At 58.6% G+C, this 22,593-nt stretch carries 16 protein-coding genes; 5 read left to right on the forward strand and 11 right to left on the reverse strand.

Features of this window, described 5'->3' with window-relative positions:
- Positions 1 to 7 precede the first annotated feature (7 nt).
- From GXM19_RS06165 to GXM19_RS06215, 11 genes are all read right to left on the reverse strand, one after another.
- Complete coding sequence (locus GXM19_RS06165; protein WP_040358957.1) at positions 8 to 1,126, reverse strand: serine hydrolase; 1,119 nt, start codon at positions 1,124 to 1,126, stop codon at positions 8 to 10.
- Positions 1,127 to 1,410: 284 nt separating this feature from the next.
- Positions 1,411 to 2,229, reverse strand: a complete 819-nt coding sequence (gene pflA / locus GXM19_RS06170; RefSeq protein ID WP_006234868.1) for a pyruvate formate-lyase-activating protein — start codon at positions 2,227 to 2,229, stop codon at positions 1,411 to 1,413.
- A gap of 174 nt (positions 2,230 to 2,403) precedes the next feature.
- Positions 2,404 to 3,258 (reverse strand): DegV family protein, encoded by an 855-nt coding sequence (locus GXM19_RS06175; RefSeq protein WP_040358955.1) that lies wholly within the window; start codon positions 3,256 to 3,258, stop codon positions 2,404 to 2,406.
- Positions 3,259 to 3,533: 275 nt separating this feature from the next.
- A complete protein-coding gene (locus GXM19_RS06180) occupies positions 3,534 to 4,907 on the reverse strand; it encodes a glycoside hydrolase family 32 protein (RefSeq protein ID WP_193684739.1) in 1,374 nt (457 codons plus the stop codon).
- 170 nt (positions 4,908 to 5,077) lie between these two features.
- Positions 5,078 to 6,529 (reverse strand): PTS transporter subunit EIIC, encoded by a 1,452-nt coding sequence (locus tag GXM19_RS06185; RefSeq protein ID WP_040358954.1) that lies wholly within the window; start codon positions 6,527 to 6,529, stop codon positions 5,078 to 5,080.
- 45 nt (positions 6,530 to 6,574) lie between these two features.
- Positions 6,575 to 7,957, reverse strand: coding sequence for a family 43 glycosylhydrolase (locus GXM19_RS06190; protein ID WP_006234864.1), 1,383 nt, complete (start codon positions 7,955 to 7,957; stop codon positions 6,575 to 6,577).
- Positions 7,958 to 8,141: 184 nt separating this feature from the next.
- The gene (locus tag GXM19_RS06195) at positions 8,142 to 9,152 is read right to left on the reverse strand and encodes a LacI family DNA-binding transcriptional regulator (protein ID WP_050766109.1); all 1,011 of its coding nucleotides are present in this window, start codon (positions 9,150 to 9,152) and stop codon (positions 8,142 to 8,144) included.
- A gap of 411 nt (positions 9,153 to 9,563) precedes the next feature.
- A complete protein-coding gene (grcA3, locus tag GXM19_RS06200; RefSeq protein WP_006234861.1) occupies positions 9,564 to 9,815 on the reverse strand; it encodes an autonomous glycyl radical cofactor GrcA3 in 252 nt (83 codons plus the stop codon).
- Between the two features lie 85 nt (positions 9,816 to 9,900).
- Complete coding sequence (gene pflB / locus GXM19_RS06205) at positions 9,901 to 11,952, reverse strand: formate C-acetyltransferase (RefSeq protein WP_006234859.1); 2,052 nt, start codon at positions 11,950 to 11,952, stop codon at positions 9,901 to 9,903.
- Between the two features lie 465 nt (positions 11,953 to 12,417).
- Positions 12,418 to 13,437 (reverse strand): 2-keto-3-deoxygluconate permease, encoded by a 1,020-nt coding sequence (locus GXM19_RS06210; RefSeq protein ID WP_040358952.1) that lies wholly within the window; start codon positions 13,435 to 13,437, stop codon positions 12,418 to 12,420.
- Between the two features lie 108 nt (positions 13,438 to 13,545).
- Positions 13,546 to 14,295 (reverse strand): SDR family NAD(P)-dependent oxidoreductase, encoded by a 750-nt coding sequence (locus GXM19_RS06215; RefSeq protein ID WP_006234857.1) that lies wholly within the window; start codon positions 14,293 to 14,295, stop codon positions 13,546 to 13,548.
- Positions 14,296 to 14,601: 306 nt separating this feature from the next.
- On the opposite strand from GXM19_RS06215, the gene GXM19_RS06220 reads away from it, so the two are divergent.
- The 5 genes from GXM19_RS06220 (at position 14,602) to GXM19_RS06240 (ending at position 22,398) form a co-directional block, all read left to right on the forward strand.
- Positions 14,602 to 15,051, forward strand: a complete 450-nt coding sequence (locus tag GXM19_RS06220; protein ID WP_050766108.1) for a MarR family winged helix-turn-helix transcriptional regulator — start codon at positions 14,602 to 14,604, stop codon at positions 15,049 to 15,051.
- Positions 15,048 to 17,414: an ABC transporter ATP-binding protein gene (locus GXM19_RS06225; protein ID WP_040358950.1), complete on the forward strand. Its 2,367-nt coding sequence runs from the start codon at positions 15,048 to 15,050 to the stop codon at positions 17,412 to 17,414. The genes GXM19_RS06220 and GXM19_RS06225 overlap by 4 nt, the downstream gene beginning before the upstream one ends.
- On the forward strand, positions 17,414 to 19,270 hold the full coding sequence (locus GXM19_RS06230; RefSeq protein ID WP_006234854.1) for an ABC transporter ATP-binding protein: 1,857 nt from the start codon (positions 17,414 to 17,416) through the stop codon (positions 19,268 to 19,270). The genes GXM19_RS06225 and GXM19_RS06230 overlap by 1 nt, the downstream gene beginning before the upstream one ends.
- Before the next feature lie 168 nt (positions 19,271 to 19,438).
- A complete protein-coding gene (locus GXM19_RS06235; protein WP_115596155.1) occupies positions 19,439 to 20,773 on the forward strand; it encodes an IS256 family transposase in 1,335 nt (444 codons plus the stop codon).
- A 593-nt stretch (positions 20,774 to 21,366) separates the two neighbouring features.
- Positions 21,367 to 22,398, forward strand: a complete 1,032-nt coding sequence (locus GXM19_RS06240; RefSeq protein ID WP_006234851.1) for a 3-deoxy-7-phosphoheptulonate synthase — start codon at positions 21,367 to 21,369, stop codon at positions 22,396 to 22,398.
- Positions 22,399 to 22,593: the final 195 nt, after the last annotated feature.

Raw genomic sequence — 22,593 nt, forward strand, 5'->3', positions numbered from 1 at the left:
GAACACGCTAAGCCAGTGCAGCTCGCGTATCAAACAGAGCCTTTGCAATCGCAGCCGTAACCTCGCTCGAACGGTCGCTCGATGGCATCGATGTCATGACGCTCATGACATAGGTACGGCCATCGATGTCGATGAGGCCTGCATCGCATGTCGAATAGTAGCCGTCCTCGCTGATCCAACCCGCTTTGTTGCGCACCAAGACCTGATCGTCCGCAATGCCATCGCGAATAAACGAGCGCGATGTTGATGCCAAAAGGCCTGACAACCACTGTGAAGTCTCGGTATCCATGCTCAGATACTCGCTCATCTCGCGCCATAACCTCGCAGAAGTGCGCGGGCAGTAGGTCGGAAAATCACTCATCGGATTCAGTGCCGTTTCGTCATCAACACCCAGATTGGCAATCCAATCCTCATAGCCATCATGGTCAAACGCCGCGCGTAACGCGATAAACGAATCGTTGTCTGAGTTGGCGACGGCATTCTCGATAAGGTCGCGCACCGTCTGCCAGCCCATGCTGCAACCACCATACGTGGCTAAAGGCCCATCGAGCGACACCCGCCCCGATTCGACCAACGTCTCGCAAATATAGAGCGCATACAGCGCTTTGTAGCTGCTCGCTCCATACACCTCGACATCGGCGTTATACGTCACGCCCCTACCGCTCGATAGGTCGTAGAACACTACACCCACGTCGCCCAGCTCCTGCGCCCGACACAGGGCATCCTGGAGCGAGGCAAGGCTCTCATCCTCCAAGGCAGGAGTCTTGTTATCCACCAACGAGAAGGTCCGAACGGTATCACCCGAAGGGATATCGTTGAAGTCCGCCTTCGAAAGTCTCGTCTTGAGATCTGCTGTCGACAGAGCTTGATCTGCCGACGCTTTGGACTTTGAAACCTTCTCGTTTTGCAGCTGTACCGTTGACGCATCTGGGCGCACCGTTCGCTCCGAGGCGTAGGTTTTAACGGTAATTCCGAGGATAATAACCGCCGACGTTAGCATCCCAATGGCGGCAATCTTCCTCACGCGGATGCGAGCGCCGGCAAGGCCACGCGAAGACGTGCCCTTCGTCTTATATCTGCTGCCATGCTGCGGCACATACTCGTCCCGCGATGCGATGTTTCGCACGTGGTCTCCTGACTGCCACCGTTTATATACGAGCAGTATGATACCGAGCAGGCATTTCTTTCCAAAGATATTCAGCGGCGTTTAAGGTGTCTTTAAAGAAACCACAAGCGTATTTATCCAAATGGCACGATTCTGTTGCGCATCTCACCGCAACCCAGAGAGCAGTCTTTTAAGGACGGGGCTCTTTGGCAATCAACTTGGTGCCCAGGGGCACTCATTTAAGTCTGTCCCCAATGAGTGAAGCCAGTGCAGCTCGGATATCATAAAGGGGCAAAAATGGCACGCTAGCCGATGGCGTTTTTGAGTTCGGCGCGGCGCTTTTTCATGCCCGTCATGACGGCATTGCGCAACTCGGGCATGCGCGCGGTATCCATCTGGGGCACGCCCTCAAGCTTATAGGGAATGCCCAGTTGCTCGTACTTGACGACACCCATCGTGTGATACGGCAGCATCTCCAAACCCACCACGTTGTGCCATGGAGCGATCAGGCAACCAAGCTTCTCGCATTCCTCCACCGTGTCGGTAATGCCCGGCACCACCACGTGGCGGATAACGACCTTAATCTTGCGACGTGCAAGCTCATCGCCAAACGCCAGGATGCGTGCGGGATCACAACCGGTCAGCTTTTTATGCTCGACGGGATCGGCGTGCTTAATGTCGAGCAGCACCATATCGGTCTCGTTGAGTACGGCATCGAACTTCTCGGGATGCGCGGGATCGAACGCATAGCCACAGCTATCCAAGCAGGTATGCACGCGACCATCGGGGTTGTTGTGCATGGCACAGAACAGGTCGGCCAAAAACTCAGGCTGTAGGAGCGGCTCGCCGCCGGACACCGTAATGCCACCGCTGCGATAGAACTCGTGGTTACTCTGGAACTCATCCATCAGGTGTTCGACGGTCACCATGGTGCCGCCGTTAACAGACCAGGTATCGGGATTGTGACAATACGCGCAGCGCATGGGACAGCCCTGGACAAACACCACAAAGCGAATGCCGGGTCCGTCGACCGTTCCCATCGTCTCGATTGAATGCACGCGGCCAAGGGCAAACGCAGAGTCCTCGGGACGAGCGTCCACACCCTCAAGCGTCATTTCTGCCATTCGCGCTACCTTGCCTCTCCTTGGATGCAACCAATTAAAATGCCAGAGCCATTCTAGCCTATGCGTTTGCGTTTAAACGTCTCGGGCTAGAATGGCACGTTTTAATCTATCCCCCATCACCATGGCTGGGGTCTACTTCGAGATGTCAGACTGAAGAACGCTCGTCTGAGGCCTTTACGCCTTAAGCGTGAGCACCGCGCCGAAAGCAGTCGGGCCGCAGTGGCTCGAAATGACGCCGCCGACCTGAGTCCAGGTAACGTCCTTAAAGCCAAGATCGTGTGCATAGACTTCCATGTCGTCGCGCAACTCCTCGGAAAGACCCACCGAATACGCCAGGCCAATATGCGAGTAGTCGATCTCGCCCTTCTCTACCATGTGATCAATAAAGGCACGGGCGCACTTAAGCATAGAACCGCGGAACTTCTTGGTCGCCACGAACTTGCCGCCCGTCACCTCAATGCAGGGCTTAATCTTGAGCAGATGGGCGCCTAGGAACGCGACGTTGGACAAGCGGCCACCTGCCTTAAGGAAGGCAAGGTCGGTAGGAACAAAGCCCAACAGTACGCGGTCCATGACGGAGTTCGTAAATGCAAAGATCTCGTCGACGGTGACATCGGGGTGAGCCTCGATGTATTTGGCGGTCTCGACGACAACGAGCGACTGGCCCACCGAGACAAAGCGTGTGTCCATGGAGAACACGTAGTCGCGCCCCTGGGCCGCAATCTTAGAGGACTGATGCGAACAGGTCGTGGCCTCGGAATATGCAAGATGCAAAATAGTCGCGTCGGGTTGCTCGGCATGGATGCGGTCGTACACATGCGCAAAATCCGCTGGCGAACAGCCACTGGTCTTGGGCATCACACCAAACTCGTTGCAGCGCGAATAAATCTCGAGCGGATCGATCGAGCCGTCCTCGACGGTCTCGTCACCAATCGTGACATGCATGGGCACGCGCACGATGCCGTAGCGCTCGCAGAGCTCCGGCGTTACATCCGACCCAGACTCAACCACGATTACATACTTGCCCATTCTTATCACGACCCATCTCGACATTGGCTTTTCAATACATGACACGCGCGTCGCGCTGTTGCACAACGGCATCTAAGCGCCAAAGAGACGCCGCCCTTTGCACATAACAAAGGACAGCGTCTCCCTGGAAAACTCCGTGCTTAACTGAGATTTTACACGGTTTATTAAGGAGTGTTACTTATTCCGCAAACGGTCGCTATACGCGATAAACGGTAGTTGGCCGCGGCAACTGCGACACATTCCGCCCAACAAGTCCAATCGTGCTCCATGCACGGTTAATGAGCGAGGCGGTAGAAATCCATCGACGCCGCGCCCTCGGCGTGCAGCGCCATCGCCGGAACCGCCGACGAATAGGTACGGCTCGTAAGTGCCGCCTCACCGCCGTTGGCAAAAATCTCGACCATCGTAGTGTCCGAAAGCACGCGCAGGTCGCGAAGCTCGCCGAGCTCAATCGACCTCTGGTCGCGCCCATAGCCTTCGTCACCCATGTCGAGGGTAAGCATCCCGTCCGCATAGCGCACAAAGACACCCTTGCGAATCTCGAGCTCAACCATCTTGGCGCCCTCACAGGAAACCACGAGATCAAACAGGCGGCCCGGCTCCTCAACGGTTTCACCGCCTGTCGTGCGAACGCAGTCGCCGCGCATCCTCTCAATCTCGTGCGCCGGCTGCTGGCAGAGCTTACCATCGCGCATGCTCAGCTCTCGCGGCACCGTCAACGCGCACTGCCACCCGCGCGCCACCGTCGGGTTTTCCGCCGTCGCATCGGGGCAACCCGACCATCCGATCATCAATCGCCGGCCTGCAGCATCCTCAAAGGACTGCGGAGCATAGAAATCAAAACCGGCATCGACCATCGGGGGCATGCCCTTCCCGACGATTTTAAAGCTCGGCGCCTCCCAATCGGCCTCGATGGGGAACCACACGCACTGATGCGGATTGCGGTAACGCCAACCATCGGCAGGCACACCCTGCGGACAGCAAACGAGAATAAGCTCGCCATCAAGCTCAAACAGATCAGGGCACTCCCACATAAAGCCAAACTTCTCGCCCAGCTCAATGCGCGTCGCATAGCTCCAGACCCCTAAATCACGCGAAGTATAGACAAGCACGCAGCCACGGTCGTCTTTCGTACGAGCGCCCAGAACCATGTAGTAGATACCATCGTGCTCAAGGATCTTGGGGTCGCGCACGTGCGTACCGATATCGTCGGGGTAATCGACTGGTCCAACAGCCATGCGCTTCTCGCCCAATTCGTCGGGATTCTCGGCAACCATATGAATCTGGTTTTGCTCACGGCCCGTCAACACGTAGTCGTAATCATCGCGGTCAAAATGCTTGACGTTGCCGGTATAGAAGTAGTGAATCTTGCCATCACGTACAAAGGCAGAACCAGAATACGCTCCGCTCGAATCCAAATCGGAATCGGGGAACAGCACGGGGCCGTGATTCTCGTACGTCACAAAATCCTTTGTCGTCAGATGGTTCCAAAGCACTGGACCGCCATGCGCAGCATCGAACGGATCGTATTGATGATAGATGTGATACGTATCACCAATCTGAACCAAACCATTGGGGTCGTTGAGCCAGCCAAGCTCAGGCTCCACATGGAACAAAAGCCTATCGGGGTCGGATGCGATGCGAGCCACCGTCTCATCCTGTCCGGCACGCCACTGCTCATAGTCCGCGCATGTCACCTTATTTTTTTGATTAAACATCGCCGTTGACTTTCTCGTCTATGGGAAAGGACGCTCGACTCACACGAGCCGAACGCCCTTCCCCAAATGGACTTATCCGCACATTACGCTGAACGGCTCAACTAGAAGCTAACGTCGAAGCCAGCGCCAGCGCCCTCTTCATCGGTGGTCGGCACGCCCTTTGCCTTGTTGTAGGCAAAGATCAAGACGATCGGCACGATGAAGGCGATGAGATTGCCAGCCACATACCACACGAGCGTCTCGGGCGTAACGATGAGCAGGCCAAGCACGCCGGTCAGACCCTGACCGATGGCGCGCACCTCAAAGAGCTTCACGAAGGCACCGCCGCAGCCTGCACCGATGCAAGCGCAGATGAACGGGATGATCGAGTAGCGCATGTTTGCAGCAAAGATTGCGGGCTCGGAGATACCGACCAGCGTCGGGATAAAGGACGACATGCAGATGTTGCGCTCTTTGGAATGCTTCTTGTGAATGAGGTACATGCCGATGGCGCCGCCGCCCTGGGCGATGATGGAAACCGACCAGATTGCCTGGATGTAGTTGAAGCCAGTCGTGGCAACGAGGTTTGCCTCGATACCCTGGATGAACTGATGCGTACCGGTAACGACGAGCGGCTGCAGGAATGCGGCAAAGACAAAGGCACCGAAGACGCCCATCCTGTTGTACAGGATATCGATTACGCCGGCGAGGACGTCGCCGATCAGGTTGCCGAGCGGGCCGAACACGGTGAACAGGGCGACGTTAGCAAGAATCAGGGTAACGGTCGGGACAAAGACGAACGAAACGACCTCGGGGATGTACTTCTGGGCAATCTTCTCGACCTTGGCCATAAACCAGGCAGTCAGGATTGCAGGGAACACGCCGCCCTGGAAAGCAACCATGGGAATGGAGAGCGGACCGAAGTTCCAGTACTCAGCACCCGTCGGGTCCATAACGAACGTGTTACGGTTCATAAGGCTCGGGTGAACCATGACGATACCGACGAGGATGCCCAGGATCGGGTTACCGCCAAAACGCTTGACCGCGCTGTACATAACCAGGACAGGTAGGTAGTCGAAGGTGGTGGCGATAATGGCAAAGAAGCTTGCGAGGTTCTTGAGGAACTCGCTGTGATCGGCGAGGCTGCCCTCCATGCCAAAGAGGCCGTTGGCAACAATCAGCGACTTAAGGCCGATGATGATAGCAGCGCCGACGAAAGCGGGAATGATGGGGATAAAGATGTCCGAGAATACCTTGAGGACCGAGAAGAACTTGCCCTTCTTGTCCGCCTCGGCGCCCTTGACCTCGGAAGCGCTAATCTCCTTAACGCCCGTCAGAGCCATAAACTCATCGTAAACCTTGTTGACGGTACCGGTACCGAAGATGATCATGAGCTGGCCGCTGTTGTACAGCACGCCCTTGACGCCATCGATGTTCTCGAGCTCGGCCTTGTTGTACTTGCTCGTATCCTTGAGCACCAGACGCAGACGCGTAACGCAATGCGTGGCGCCCTCGATGTTCTCCAGACCGCCGACGTTATCGACGACTTGCTGAGACACTACTTTGTAGTCCATGTTCCTCTCCATTCCTTTACGAAATCATAAGACGTTTTGATGCCATTACAGAGACGCGATCGTTGCATTTGCGCACTTAAGCGTACCGTCGGTGACCGTCAGCGCCACACCCTGGCCCTGCTTATTGCAGAATCGAGCGTTAAGCGCAACATCATCGACAAAGATGGTCGCGATATCGTCGTCAACGACCAGGCGCACATGATGAGTGCCCTCGCCCTTAAAGAACAACGGACGCTCGAGGCCCATGTTGTTGACCTGGAACCACGGGTACTGGGGAGCCGGCGTGAACTCGAGCTTGCCCTCGCGCAGGTTGGCGCGGAACTCATAGGCAAGACCGGTCTCGGCGTCCTCGGCGAACTTGACCGAGAAGCCGGCAGCGTCACCGGCGAGCTCGATGTCGGCATCGAGCATATAGGTGGAACCGGCATCCGCGGCGAGCACCTGCTCGACCTTGCCCGACTCGCAGGAAAGCTCAAAGGCCTCGACTGCCTTAGCCTCGCCAAAGGCGCCAAGCATGCTGTCAGGGAGCTTGGTGCCGAGCGTTCCGTCGGCACGCTGAACGATCTCGAGAGGCATAAAGGTGCCACCCCACAGGTAAGAGCTGGGATCGCCACCCTCGTCACGCGTAGGAACCCAACCAAAGAGAACGCGGCGCTCGCCATCAAATGCGGTACGCGCGGCATAGTACGCGCGGCCATCGAATGAATCGTCAGCAGGAGTGATCCAAGGACCGTTGATGGAGCGAGACATGCGGTAACGGGTCTTGTTGCCATCACTGTACTCGGAGAACACCAGATACCACCAGTCGCCCATCTTAAAGAGATCAGGCATCTCGAACATGGTGTAAAGGCCCGGATTCCACCAGTCGCCCTGGAACTCCCAGGTATCCAGGTCCTTGGAGGTGAACTTGACCAGACGCCCGGTCATCAGACGCTTGTCCTCGCCCACGCGCGTGCCGAGGATGAGCATGTACTCTTCGTTCTCCTCATCCCAAAGCACAAAGGGATCGCGCCAGTTGCGGTCATCGTAACCTTCCTGGGGCGGAAGCAGCGTCTCGGCGATGTTCTTCTCCCACTTGACGGCGTCGTCACTCGTTGCGTGAAGAAGAACCTGCTTCATCAAGCGTGCGCGGACCTTATCGCGATTGCAACCAGTGTAGAGCGCATGGTACTTGTCGCCCACCTTAAACACCGTGCCGGCATAAACATACTGGTCGACTTCCTCGTCGCCGCCACGCTCAAGGCTCTCGCCAAAGTCCTTGTAGTTGACGAAATCCTTGGTCGTCGCGAGTGCCCAACCAAACGGCTCTCCGAAAGGACCGGGGTTTCGCGTGTCACGCTGGTGATAGAGATAGAACGTGCCGTCCTCGCCGTACGGCATGATGTCGCCTACCCAAATTCCCTCAGGCTGGTAATACACCTTGTGCATCCGAGACTTCCTTTCCCACAAGATACTAACTCGGTACAACTGCAAGATATGTCAATCGTTTTCATATGTCAAACGTTTTCACACTAATACGTCTTTTCGCAGTTCCAGTCGTCGGCAAACGGTTGACATATGGCGGCGAACGGTCATCAGAGGCGTTTGAGGAATTCTTTTGGCACGGGATGAACTACGCGGTTTTGCCCTCAATGAGTTCAACGGGGAGCTTGGTATTCGATTCGGGCTTTTCACCGTTAACAAGAGCGATGATGGATTGCGCCGCGAGCTCTCCGATGCGATCGATATCTTGACGAACGGTTGTTAAGTCAGGCATAAACGTCATAGTGCGGCGGGCGCCATCCGCGCCCACGACCTTAATATCGTCCGGAGCGCTCAAGCCGCGCCGCTTCATCACGTTGAGGCAGATGGCCGCCATCGTGTCGTCTCCCGCAAAGATGCCGTCAATATCGGGGTTCTCATCGAGGATCTTCGCAACGACCGCACTCTTTTCGTCATCGGACTTAACGAACTCGACCTCACGGACAAGCGCGGGCAAACCGGCCTGCTCCACAACATCGTGGTAGGCATCGGTACGCTTATTGGCAGGCATGCGCATGCGGCTATTGTTGCGCAGGCACAAGATGCGCGAACACCCGTCATCAATCAGGCGACGCGTGGCAAGTTCGCCGATGCCATAGCTGTCGCTCGCAATCTGAACAGAGGTCTCGCCAAGGTCGCAGTCGATACCAACCAGACTCAAGCCCATCTCGGCATACGCCTCGGCACCGATATTAAGCGAGTTGACGATGACGCCATCAACCATATTGCGCCGAAGCATATCGATATAAGAACGCTCAAGATCAGGTCGATTGGCGCTATTGCACAGCAACATCTTAAAACCGTTTTCGGCCAGGGTACGCTCAACGGCTTGGACCGCTTGGGCATGAAACGGGCTGCTGACATAGGGGACTATCATACCTATTAGATTCAGGCGACCGTTGAGCATGGCACGGGCGATATCGTTGGGCGTATAGTTGATGCGCTTCATCGCGGCATGGACCTTATCGCGGGTCTCTTGGCTAATATAGCCGCGATTATTAAGCACGCGAGATACCGTAGTAGGCGAAACCCCCGCCACCGCTGCAACTTCCTTGATGCCAGGCTTAGCCGAATCCTTAGAACGAGCGCCCTCGCGAGCCATAGCACCCTCCCCCATCAACATGTCATACGTTTACATACGAACAAAGCATACCCCAACAAGAGCGGGAAGACGGTAACAGTACAAGTAAGTAAACGACTCATCCAAATAATTAGGAGAGTTCCGCCTAAAGGGTGACTACACAGGACCCCAGCCGGGGCTGTTTGGGCTACCTCCCAAAACATTCCGCAGGACGCAAAGAGGCTCGCCGCACGAAGTGCGCAGCGAGCCTCTTTGCATGTCCGAGGACATCAATTTAATTTAGCGTGGTTCCCTAAAGGACGACAACGCAGGAGACCCGGCAAGGCCGGGAGCACTTTGTCTCGCAAACATTCCGCAGCCGCGAAGCGGCGAGGACGTTTGAGAGGCAAAGTGCGTAGGCCTTACCGGGTCTCCGGTGGGAGTTGAGTCCCTTTAGAACTTGTCGTGGAAGGTACGCGCAATGACCTCGTCCTGCTGCTCCTTGGTGAGCGTGTGGAAGTTCACGGCGTAGCCGGAAACGCGGATGGTCAGCTGCGGATACTTCTCGGGGTGAGCCTGAGCGTCGAGCAGCGTCTCACGGTTGAAGACGTTGATGTTCAGGTGGTGGCCACCCTTCTCGGCGTAAGCGTCGAGCATGTGGACCAGGTTATCGGCCTGAGTCTCGGAAACTTCAGAAACCTTCATAATGTGTCTCCTTCGATTAATAGGCGCCGGCCGAAACCGGCGCACTAATCAGTAATCGTTATTGTTAGTATAGCACTAACAATAGTTACTCGCCCAGCTGATCAAGGTCGATATCGCCAAAGAACACCTGGTCCTCCTTGCCGAGCGCACTCGGGATGATGGAGAAGGTGTTGGAGATGCCGTCCTGAGCATCGCGGAACGGGAGCTTGGAAACCGAAGACAGCGAAGCGATGGCGCCGTGGCTATCGCGCTTGTGCATGGGGTTAGCACCCGGGGCGAACGGCTGGCCAGCCTTGCGGCCGTCGGGCGTGGAGCCGGTCTTCTTACCGTACACGACGTTGGAGGTAATGGTCAGAACCGAGGTCGTAGGCACGGAGTTGCGGTAGGTATCGTTCATGCGGATGTACTCCATGAACTGGTGCACAACGTCGTGAGCGATCTGGTCGACGCGGTCGTCGTCGTTACCGTACTTGGGGAACTCGCCCTCGGTCTCGAAGTCGACGATGATGCCGTTCTCATCACGGACGGGGTGGACCTTGGCGTACTTGATGGCGGACAGGGAGTCAGCCACGACGGAAAGGCCAGCGATGCCCGTAGCGAACCAGCGGTGCACGTGCTTGTCGTGCAGAGCCATCTGGATGCGCTCGTAGCAATATTTGTCGTGCATGTAGTGAATGATGTTCAGCGAGTTGACGTACACGCCAGCGAGCCACTTCATCATGTCGTTGTACTTGGCCACAACGTCGTCGTAATCGAGCGTATCGCCCTCGACGGCGCGATACTTGGGGCCGACCTGCTTCTTGGAGACCTCGTCAACACCGCCGTTGAGTGCGTACAGCAGGCACTTGGCCAGGTTGGCGCGAGCGCCGAAGAACTGCATCTCCTTGCCGATGCGCATGGAGGACACGCAGCAGGCGATGCCGTAGTCGTCGCCATGATAGACGCGCATGAGGTCGTCGTTCTCGTACTGGATCGAGGAGCTAGCGACAGAAGTCTTGGCGCAGAACTTCTTGAAGTTCTCGGGCAGACGGGTCGACCACAGAACGGTCATGTTGGGCTCGGGGCTGGTGCCCATGTTCTCGAGCGTGTGCAGGTAGCGGTAGCTCATCTTGGTAACGAGCGTACGGCCGTCGACACCCATGCCGCCGATGGACTCGGTGACCCACTGCGGGTCGCCGGTGAACAGGGCCTGGTACTCGGGGGTACGGGCAAACTTGACCATGCGAAGCTTCATGATGAAGTGATCCACGAACTCCTGGATCTGCTCCTCGGTGAAGGTACCGTTGGCAAGGTCGCGCTCAGCGTAGATGTCGATGAACGTGGAGGTACGGCCGATGGACATAGCGGCGCCGTTCTGCTCCTTGACGGCAGCGAGGTAGGCGAAGTACATCCACTGGATGGCCTCCTGCGTGTTGGTAGCAGGGTTGGAAATATCGAAACCATAGGTCTCGGCCATCATCTTAAGCTCGCCGAGGGCGCGGATCTGCTCCTGCAGCTCCTCACGATCGCGGATGTTGTCGGCGGTCATGACCGTCGGGGTGGAAGCCTTCTGGGCCTCCTTGTCCTTGATCAGGTAGTCGACACCGTACAGGGCGACACGACGGTAGTCGCCGATGATGCGGCCGCGGCCATAGCCATCGGGCAGACCGGTGATGATGTGGGCCGAGCGGCAAGCACGCATCTCGGGGGTGTAAACATCGAAGACGCCGGCGTTGTGGGTCTTGCGCTCGAAGGTGTAGCGCTCGACAACGTTCTCGTCGACCTTGTAGCCGTGCTGGCTGGCAGCCTGGCAAGCGATGCGGATACCACCGTTGACGTGCAGCGCGCGCTTGAGCGGCTTGTCGGTCTGGAGGCCGACGATAGTCTCCTTCTCGCGGTGGGCGTTATCGATGTAGCCAGCGGGGTGGCTCACGATACCCGTGACGATCTTGGTGTCCATATCGAGGACACCGCCCTGTTCGCGCTCCTTAAGCAGCAGGTCGAGAACCTCGCCCCACAGCTCCTTGGTACGCTCGGTCGGACCGACGAGGAACGACTCGTCGCCCTCGTAGGGGGTGTAGTTCTTCTGGATGAAGTCTCGGACGTCAACTTCTCCCGTCCAGATGCCTTCCTTGAAGCCTTCCCATGCCTCCTGCATTGTGTAACCACGCTCCTAGTTACGTGTAATGCGGCGCTCTCTCACACCGCTGCTTATTGAATTCTTGAATGTTCGGCTTGCACTACCGGCTTCTTCCGTTCTTCACCACACGCTGGTGCAGAGAAAACGTTTGTCCACCTTGGAACTACAACCCAAAACCCAAGATTTCACCCGTCTGAGAAGGATAACATAGCGACCCTCTCCATCTGGGCTGTTATATGTTTCTTTTTTTATATCATAAGGGCGTTTTTTACAAACCCGCAGGAAATGCGAGCGCGAACAACTACCGTTCACCGATTTGTATGTTATTTTCCTTGCCTTTGTACGACGTTCGCTCTAGCTGTTATGCCAGCTTTAGCAGGGTAAAGTGTCTCAGAGACCCTACAGAAACTGCAGGGCGGCCACGGGATCCCCCGTGGCCGCCCTGTGGCGTAGCTAGTTTTTAGCTTTGATTGCCGCTTGGCATTAGGCGGCTGCGGCGGCCTTGTCGGTCGTTGCCTTGCTATTGCCGTTGCCCTGGCCCTCAAAATGCTTGTAGCACCAGCTGGTGACCAGCGGGGTCAAAATAGCCGTCACGATTGCGCAGGCGGCAACCTGTGCCGTAGCCGTCGCGAGCACGGCGCCGCCGTACATGGCCCCGTTGACGCTTGCCATGGCAGCAGGCGTGGCCACATTGGCTCCGGCGCAGCTCGAAATGGCCGCACCTGCGACACCCGTACCACCCGTGAGCTTATCGACCGCGATGACGGGAATTGCAAAGACCACCGAGCAGATCACACCGAGCAGAATACCGGGGAGACCGCCATTAATGAGCTGGCCAAAGGTCATGGTCGAGCCCATGGCAAAGAAGACGAGCACGATGATGGCGGAAAGTGCCGGTGCCATCATCTTCTTAAAGCTGGGGAACAGGTTACCCAGAATAATGCCGATGACGATCGGCAGAATGGCACCCACGAGCGACCAGCCGATCGGAGCCTGACCGGCAGCGCCGAGCACGATCATCGTGACCGGAGGGCCGACAACGAGCGTGGTGATGGCGACAGCGCCACGCTCGGCCTCATTGCCCATGGTGCCCATCAGACCAGCGTACATAGCGTTGTTGGCGCCGGTGCAAGCCGCCAGCATCACCATGGCAGAGATGCCAAACAGGTTGTCGTTGAACACATAAAGGATGAGCAGCGACACGGCAACGACCACGATCTGCTTGACGGCGATGATGATGGCGCCGCGTGCAGCGGCGGCAGGAGCACTCTTAAACGAAATCGTCGTACCGACGATGAGCAAAAAAGCGCCCACGAGCGGGCCTGCGCCCTGCTGGGTCATACCAAGCGTAAAGCTGCCGAGCGTTTTGAACAGGTCGGGGAATAGCGTGTTGAGCAGGCAGCCCAGCAAAAGCGGCACCAAAATATTGGCACCCGGGATGGAGGACATCTTAAAGAACGGCTCCTTTGCCGCCGGCGCCTCCACCGCAGTCGATTCACTCATATATATCTCCTTTGGATGCATGCGAATCGTAGCCGCACGCGCCTATGTCAGAAAGAAGGCGACGGTCCCGAGTCGCAGGAGCCGTCGCCGAATAATCATCGCGGGGTATTACCCGTCCAGGACGATGCCGCCGTCGCAGTCACCGATCTCGCCGTTCACGAAGCTGGCGAGGTCGGAAGCGAAGAACAGCACCATCTGCGCAGGCTCGCTGGCCTGGGCAGCGCGGCCCAGAGGAATACCGTTGATGATGCGCTGAGAGTTCTCGTCAGAGAGAATCGAGGTCATATCGGTCAACGTGAGCGACGGGCACACGGCGTTGCAGCGAACGCCAAACTTGCCGCCCTCCTTGGCGACCGCCTTGGTAAGGCCGTTGACACCGGCCTTGGAGCTCGCGTAGGCAGCGGTGCCAAGCAGGCCGCCGCCGATCTTGCCAGCAACGGAGCTCACGTTGACGATAGTGCCGGCATGCGCCGCCTTAAAGTGCGGGTACACGGCGTTCATCATAGTGAAGGTACCGTTGAGGTTGATATCGATAGTGCGGCGCCACTCGGTGTCATCGATCTCGTCGAACTTCTTGGTGCTGATGACGCCAGCGCAGTTAATCAAGATGTTGGTTTGCGGCAGGTCCGTAAAAATCTGCTCGACGGTCTCGCGCGCCTTGGGCGCATCGGCGACATCGAGCTGATAGAACTTGTTGCCCTCGCCAAGCTCGGCCACTGCGGCCTCGCCCTTAGCAGCGTTCCTTGCGATGAGCGCGACATGTCCGCCGCCCGCGACGATGCCCTTGGCGATCTCGAGGCCAATGCCCTGAGTGCCGCCCGTGACAATCGCGGTCTTGCCCGTGAAGTCAAATGCCATGACTCCATCCCCCTTTATGTAAGGTGTCTCCTTGCGGGAAGTTGGAGCATCGCACGTGGCGATTATATGAGTCCCAGTCGTCATGGTGGTGACAACCCATGGTGGTGACAACCCCTCGCCTAACCGCGTGCATAATAGTTCTTTGAAACGCTTCAGCAATTGAATGATTTTAAGTCTTAATGCACTCTTAATATTGCCTAGCGGCCAAGTAGATTTTTGGGACATGCCTAGAAATCCACCGAATGGGATGGTTGAGCGGGGGTATCATCTTCCACCGAAAATAGTTTCTAGTGTTAGGGGTTTTCGGTGGAAGATACCGATTTCCATGAGCTTGGGCGTCAGCTCTTTACCGAGTTTGGCAGCATGCACCAGCGCGTTTCGCGCTTTGCCGACCAGGCTCTGGGTGGCGAGATGGCCGTCATGCGCGCCCTCATGCGCGCCGGCGGCTCGCTCACGCCGAGCGAACTCGCTGATCGCGCCTGGGTCTCGAGCGCCCGCATCGCCAATATCCTGCGTGCCCTCGAGGCCAAGGGCTGGGTCGAGCGCGAGCACTCAAAGACCGACCGTCGTCGCGTACACGTCACGGTGACCGACAAAGGATTCCAGGTTATCGAAATCAAACGTCGGGAATTCGAGGACCGCACCGCGGCCTTCCTCGAGCAGCTTGGCGAAACAGATACCCAAGAGATGGTGCGCCTTCTTAGACGTGCCAACGAAATTATCGACCGCAATCAAGAAAGGAGAGATGCCGAGTGAGGATTCTCAAGCTCTTTAAAAAACATATCCTGGCACTGTTCGCAGCTATCGTACTTATCGTAATCAGCTGCAACGCCGATCTGGCGCTGCCTACCTATATGAGCGACATCGTCGACGTGGGTGTGCAGCAAGGCGGCATCGCGTCGCCCGTACCCGACACCATCCGCGCCGAATCGCTCGACGACCTCGAACTCTTTATGAGCGCCAAGGACGCCAAGGCTGTGGAGGCCGTGTTTAGCAAGGCTGACAAAAACGACATTCGAACGTACGAGGGCACCGAGGAAGAGCGTGCCGATGGAGGCAAGATTGCTGACATTATGAGCCTGCCCGAGACTGTTGTCCTTTCGCTCAACCAGGGCATCGACGCCAACTCCATGGGCGACATGATGGGCTCGTCCAGCGAGAAAGACGACAACGCTGCCCAGGCCATGCCCACCCCCGAGCAAATGGCAGCGATGACGCCCGAGCAGCTCGCCGAGATGCAGCAGAAGGCCGCGGCGGCGCAGAACATGCAAAAGCAGATTGATGCCGACGGCGGTAAGATCACCATGAAGAGCCTGCGCCTGGGCGTTGAAGGCGACCTAATCGACCAGGGTAAGCTCATCGAGGGCGCCAACCAAATGGCGGACAAAATGGGCTCCATGTCGGGCTCCATCGTCACCCAGCGCGCCGTGAGCTATGTGCAGGACGAGTACAAGGCACAGGGCATCGACCCCGCCGACGTGCAGAACGCTTACCTGAGCCGCATGGCGACCACGATGTTTGGCCTGTGCCTGGTGTCGCTCGTCGCCACCATCCTGACCGGCGCCGTGGCTTCGCGCACCGCCTGCTCCATCGCCCGCGACCTGCGCCGCGAGACCTTCAACAAGGTTATGCACTTCTCGCCGGCCGAGGTGGGCAAATTTAGCCAGGCCTCGCTCATTACCCGCTGCACCAACGACATTCAGCAAATCCAGATGGCCGCAACTCTGTTTATCCGCATGTGTCTGATGGCCCCCGTCATGGGCATCGTCGCCGTCATGCGCGTCCTAGCCAACCACACCGGCCTGGAGTGGACCATCGCTGTGGCCATCATCGCGGTTTCGGCCGTCGTCGGCGTGCTCATGGGCCTCACCATGCCCAAGTTCAAAAAGATGCAGAGCTTTGTGGACCGCGTGAACCTTACCGCCCGCGAGCTGCTCGACGGCCTTATGCCCATCCGCTCGTTCAACCGCGAGGAGCATGAGCTCGAACGTTTTGACAAGGCGTCGCTCGACCTGATGACTACGCAGCTCTACACCAACCGCGCCATGAGCTTTATGATGCCGCTCATGATGCTCGTCATGAACTGCATCACCGTGCTTATCGTCTGGTTTGGCGCGCAGGGCGTGTCCGACGGCGTGATGCAGGTCGGCAACATGATGGCGTTTATCTCCTATACCATGCAGATCGTCATGGCGTTTATGATCCTCACCATGGTTTCGGTCATCCTGCCCCGTGCCGAGGTCGCAGCCGAGCGCGTAGAAGAGGTCATCACTTGCCCCACGAGCATCAACGACCCTGCCTCGCCCAAACTGCCCGCAGCCAGCGCGCCGCGCGGTGAGCTCACCTTCCGCGACGTGAGCTTCCAGTACCCCGATGCCCGCGCCGATGTCATCAGCGGCGTAAACTTCACCACGCACGCCGGCCAGATGCTTGGCATTATTGGCTCCACGGGCTCGGGCAAGTCCACGCTCGTGCAGCTGATTCCGCGCCTGTACGACGTCACGGGCGGCAGCATTTCGCTCGACGGCATCGACGTGCGCGACATGACCCTTTCCGAGCTGCGCCACCGCATTGGTTACATTCCGCAGCAGGGTCGCCTGTTCTCGGGCACCGTTGAGAGCAACCTCAAGTTTGCCGGCGACATGGTGAGTGACGAGGATATGCGCCAGGCAGCACGTGTCGCCCAGGCGGAGGACTTTATTGCCGAGCGCGAGGGCGGCTACGACTCCCCCATCAGCCAGGGCGGCTCCAATGTTTCGGGCGGTCAGCGCCAGCGCCTGGCCATCGCCCGTGCGTTGGCCAAAAAGCCCGAGATCGTGGTATTCGATGACTCGTTTAGTGCCCTCGACTACAAGACCGACGCGCGCCTGCGCGAGGAGCTGGCCAAAAACGTTACCGACGCCGCACTCGTGGTCGTGGCCCAGCGCATCGCGACCATCATTCACGCCGACCAGATCATCGTGCTCGATGACGGCCACGTGGTGGGCACCGGCACGCACGAGGAGCTGCTGCGCAGCTGCCCGGCGTACCTGGAGATCGCACAGTCGCAGCTTTCTGCCGAGGAGCTGGGGCTTACCCAAGAAGAAATTGCAGCCGTCACGGAAGGAGGCGAGCGCTAATGGCAGACGAGACCAAGACTCAGATTCCCAAGCCCACCCGCCAGCGTGGTCCCATGGGCCGCATGGGCGGCATGCGTCGCGGCGAAAAGGCCAAGGACTTTAAGGGCACCATGAGGCAGCTGCTCGGCTATATCGGCCAGCACAAGATTGCCGTGTTTGCCGCCGTCGCCTTTGCCGTGTGCTCGGTCATCTTTAACATTGTGGGACCCAAGGTGCTCGGCCAGGTTACCACCAAACTGTTCGAGGGCTTGGTTGCCAAGGTCAACGGCACCGGCGATGTCGACTTTGTCTGGATCGCCAAGACGCTCGGCTTTTTGCTCTGTCTGTATCTGGCGAGCTCTGTCTGCAGCCTGATCCAAGGCTGGCTCATGACCGGCGTCACGCAAAAGATTTGTTATCGCATGCGCAAGGAGATCGCCGCCAAGATCGCTGTCGTTCCGATGAGCTACTTCAACGGTCACAGCAAGGGCGATGTGCTCAGCCGCATCACCAACGACGTCGATACGCTGGGTCAGTCGCTCAACCAGAGTGTGACCCAGCTCATCACGTCGGTGACGCAGATTATCGGCGTGCTCGTCATGATGCTGTCGATCAGCCTGCCGCTCACCGGCGTCACCGTGCTCACGCTGCCGGCCGCTGCGATTATCCTGACCGTGATGATTCACTTCTCGCAGCCGTACTTCCGCGAGCAGCAGCAGGTTCTGGGCGCCGTCAACGGCATTATCGAGGAGGATTTTGCCGGCCAGAACGTCATTCAGGTGTTCGACCGCGCCGAGGCCTCGATCGAGGAATTCGACCGCCAAAACGACCGCCTCTTTATTAGTGGCTGGCGCTCGCAGTTCCTGTCGGGCCTGATGATGCCGCTCATGAGTTTGGTGGGCAACATGGGCTACGTGGGCGTCGTCGTGGTGGGCGCACAGCTCGCGCTGACCGGCAATGCCACGCCCGGCGACATCCAGAGCTTTATCCAGTACGTTCGCAACTTTACGCAACCCGTGCAGCAGCTGGGCAACGTGAGCAACACGATGCAGTCGATGGCCGCCGCCACCGAGCGCGTCTTTGAGTTCCTGGCCGCGCCCGAGGAGGAGCAGAAAGCCGACGCGCAGATTCCCGAAAAGCGCCCCGGCCATGTGGAGTTTGATCACGTCAAGTTTGGCTATACGCCCGACAAGACCATCATCCACGACTTTAGCTGCGAGGCGCAACCCGGCCAGACCATCGCCATCGTCGGCCCCACCGGCGCCGGCAAGACCACGCTCATCAAGCTGCTGCAGCGCTTCTACGATGTGGACGGCGGTTCGCTGCGCGTCGAGGGTGTCGACGTGCGCGACTGGGACCGCGCGGCGCTGCGCGGCGAGTTTGCCATGGTGCTGCAGGATACCTGGCTGTTTAACGGCACCATCCGCGAGAACATCCGCTACGGACGCCCCGACGCGAGCGACGCCGAGGTCGAGGCCGCCGCGCGCGCCGCACGTTGCGACCACTTTATCCATACGCTTGCCGGCGGTTATGACTTTATGATTAACGAGGAGGGCACTAACCTGTCGCAGGGTCAGCGCCAGCTCGTGACCATCGCCCGTGCCATTTTGGCCGACCGCCCGGCGCTGATTCTGGACGAGGCGACTTCCAACGTCGATACCCGTACCGAGGAACTCATTCAGCGCGCCATGGATGCACTGATGCAGGGCCGTACCAGCTTTGTCATCGCACACCGCCTGTCCACGATCCGCAACGCCGACGTGATCTTGGTGATTCGCGACGGCGACATCGTCGAGAAGGGCACGCACGACGAGCTGCTCGCCCAGGGCGGCTTCTACGCCGACCTGTACAACTCGCAGTTCGACGAAGCGGCGTAAAAACCGGCGGCAAACAACCGCAATGCCAAGAAAACGGGGGCGCAGGACAACCTGTGCGGTAGCGCACAGAGATGTGGTGTAAGAGGCGGGGCATGCCCCGCCTCCGCCCTTTCTTGAAAGGGAGGGGACACCGCCTAGAATTCGTCGTTGGAGTAATGAAGGTGACGAATGGAAGGAAAGGCGATGCCCCAAGAAGAGAGTGTACTGCGCCTCGGCCGCGACGAGGCCCTCGAGGCGGCGAGGCTTTGGCAGGAGTGCGGCGACGCGCGCGAGTTCGCGTGCAGGGTGCTGGGCGGCGTGATGAACGCGCTGATGGACTCCGAGGCCCAGCAGATGTGCGGCGCGAGCCGCAACGAGCGCAGCGACGGCAGGGAGAACAGCCGCAACGGCTACCGCCCCAGGTCGCTCAAGACCGCCGTTGGCGACGTGGAGCTCGAGATACCCAAGCTCAGGCACGGCACCTACTACCCCGAGGGCATGCTCGCGCGATGGTCGCGCGTCGACACCTCGGTGGCCGCCATCGTGCAGGAGATGTACGTGTGCGGCGTATCCACCCGCAAGGTCGAGCGCGTGGCGTCCAGGCTGGGCATATCCTCGCTGTCGAGCTCGGAGGTCTCGAGCCTCTGCTCCGACCTCGACGCCGAGGTGGCGGAGTTCCGCCGCCGCGACCTGTCGGGCACGCCGTGCTGCTACCTGTGGCTCGACGCCACCTACATGAGCTGCAGGGTCGGCTCGTCGGTCGTCTCGCAGGGCGTCGTGACCGCGATCGGGCTGGGCGCCGACGGGCGCAAGCACTTCCTGGGCTGCGACGTGGTCGACACCGAGAGCGAGGACTCCTGGGCGGCATTCCTCGGCGGGCTGCGCGAGCGCGGGCTGGCCGGCGTTCGCCTCGTGGTCTCCGACAGCCACGCCGGGCTCGTGGCCGCCGTCTCGCGCCTGTTCCAGGGCTGCGCCTGGCAGCGCTGCGTGACGCACCTGCAGCGCAACCTCCAGAGCGCCTGCTCGGGCAGGCCCGAGGACTCCAAGGCGGCCGTCAGGGACCTCGTGCATGCCGCGGTCTACCAGGACGACCCCGACCTCGCGCGCTGCGTGTGGGCCGAGGCGGCGCCCTGGGTGGCGTCGGTGTCCGCCAGGGCCGGCGAGGTCTTCGAGCAGGCCGAGGACTCCGCGCTGGCGTTCACGGCCTTCCCCAGGGCGCACTGGGCCAAGCTCCGCACCAACAACGTCCAGGAGCGCGCCAACCGCGAGATCAAGCGCCGCTACAGGGTCGTGCAGTCCTTCCCCTCGAGGGAGTCGATGCTGCGCCTGACGTGCGCGAGCCTCATGGAGACCGAGGGACAGTGGTCCCAGCAGCGCGTGTTCTCCGAGGCCTCGGCCGCCGAGGGCTTCGCCGAGCCCGCGGGCAGGCCGGCCCCGACGGAGGGGAGGCGCCGCGCGCTCGGGCGGCGCGCCAGGGAGATAGTGGACGAGATAGTCGAGAGGCGCGGTCTCAAGAAGGAGTAATATCGGGACTTGCAGCGACGGACCTCAGGACGCTCTTACACCACGTCTGCGCGCGCCACCACCTGTGCCCCCGTTTTTTTGTTCTGCGACCTTCAAACCGCCTCCCCTGGGACCTGATTGACAGCCCCTTCGAGGCCCCGTGGGCAAAAAATGGCAAATATGAGTACTGTTACTTTTTTAGTAACAGCCAAAACAGTCCCAAATGCCGTTTTCACGGCTTACACGCGTCCCTAAATTGATCAAACAGCCCTATAGCGAACTTATATGTGTTTACGTTAATGAACATATTTTGCTGTTATGTCTATTATTTTGCGAAGGCAATATGCTACTAAGATAGCAACCGTACTCATATTTGGCATTTTTTGCCCACAGGGTATTTCCTAGGGAACCGACAACAGCCTTAGGGTCCCGCGCGGCGCCGCTCCCTCCCGGCATCCGCCGACGTTTCCCCAGATAAAACCTGCCAAAATAAACCTGTCTCTTTTTGGTAGGTTTCGGGGTGACAAGGGCTTGCACTTTAGCGTGCGACAGCGGATAATGCCGAGCATTCGACAATACGCTTATTGCTCTTTCTATAGATTGAGGAGGCCCCTATGGCCATGGAATTCAAACGCAGGCTGCCGATACCCATGGAGATCCGCGAGGAAATGCCACTTTCTGCCGAGCTTACCGCCAAAAAGCAGGCATTTGACGCCGAGGTCGCCAAAGTCTTTACCGGCGAGGACGCACGTAAGGTGCTCATCATCGGCCCGTGCTCTGCCGACCGCGAGGATTCGGTACTTGAGTACATGAACCGACTGGCCAAGACCGCTGAGGAGGTCAAGGACAAGCTCATCATCATTCCGCGCGTCTACACCAATAAGCCGCGCACCAAGGGCACCGGCTACAAGGGTCTTCTGCACAACCCCAACCCCGAGGCTCCCGACGACCTGCTCGAGGGCGTCAAGGCCATCCGCCACATGCACCTGCGCGTCATCGAGGAGACCGGCTTCTTTACCGCCGATGAGATGCTCTACCCGTCCAACTACCAATACCTCGTTGACCTGCTGAGCTATGTTGCCGTGGGCGCACGCTCGGTCGAGAACCAAGAGCATCGCCTGGTGTCGAGCGGCATTTCGGTACCCGTCGGCATGAAGAATCCCACTGCCGGCTCTACCACCGTTATGCTCAACTCCATTTACGCCGCCCAGGCGCACCAGAGCTTCATCTTCCGCAACTGGGAGGTCGAGTGCGACGGCAATCCGCTCGCACACGCCGTTATGCGTGGCTACATCGGTCTCGATGGGCGCACCTACCCCAACTACCACTACGAACACCTGGAACGCTTGGCCGAACGCTATACCGAGCATGCCGGCTATGCCAATCCGGCAGCGGTCATCGACTGCAACCATGACAACTCGGGCAAGCGTCCGCTGGAGCAGTATCGCATTTGCAAGGAGGTGCTCGACAGCTGCCGCCGCAACGAATCCATCTCCAAGCTGGTCAAGGGCTTTATGATCGAGTCCTACCTGGAGGACGGCAACCAGCCGGTCGACGGCGGCGTCTTTGGCAAGTCGATCACCGACCCGTGCCTGGGCTGGGAAAAGACCGACTACCTCATCCACGAGATCGCGGAACGTATTTAGCTACGCGGTTTTACCAAACCGCGTAACGGCTCGACGCTGCAAACCCGCCAGAACGGCAATCTGCCTTTCAACTTCGGCGGCATGATCAAAAGATCAATGCCGCCTCGTTTCAAGGCACCTTGCTCGCTCTGGCGGGTTTTCGCTGACGTTTTTTCGACCTGCATTGTTGCCAAGGTTGGCACCAATGAGTAATGC

The organism is Collinsella aerofaciens ATCC 25986 (genome assembly GCF_010509075.1).
GTDB classification, from domain to species: Bacteria; Actinomycetota; Coriobacteriia; order Coriobacteriales; family Coriobacteriaceae; genus Collinsella; species Collinsella aerofaciens.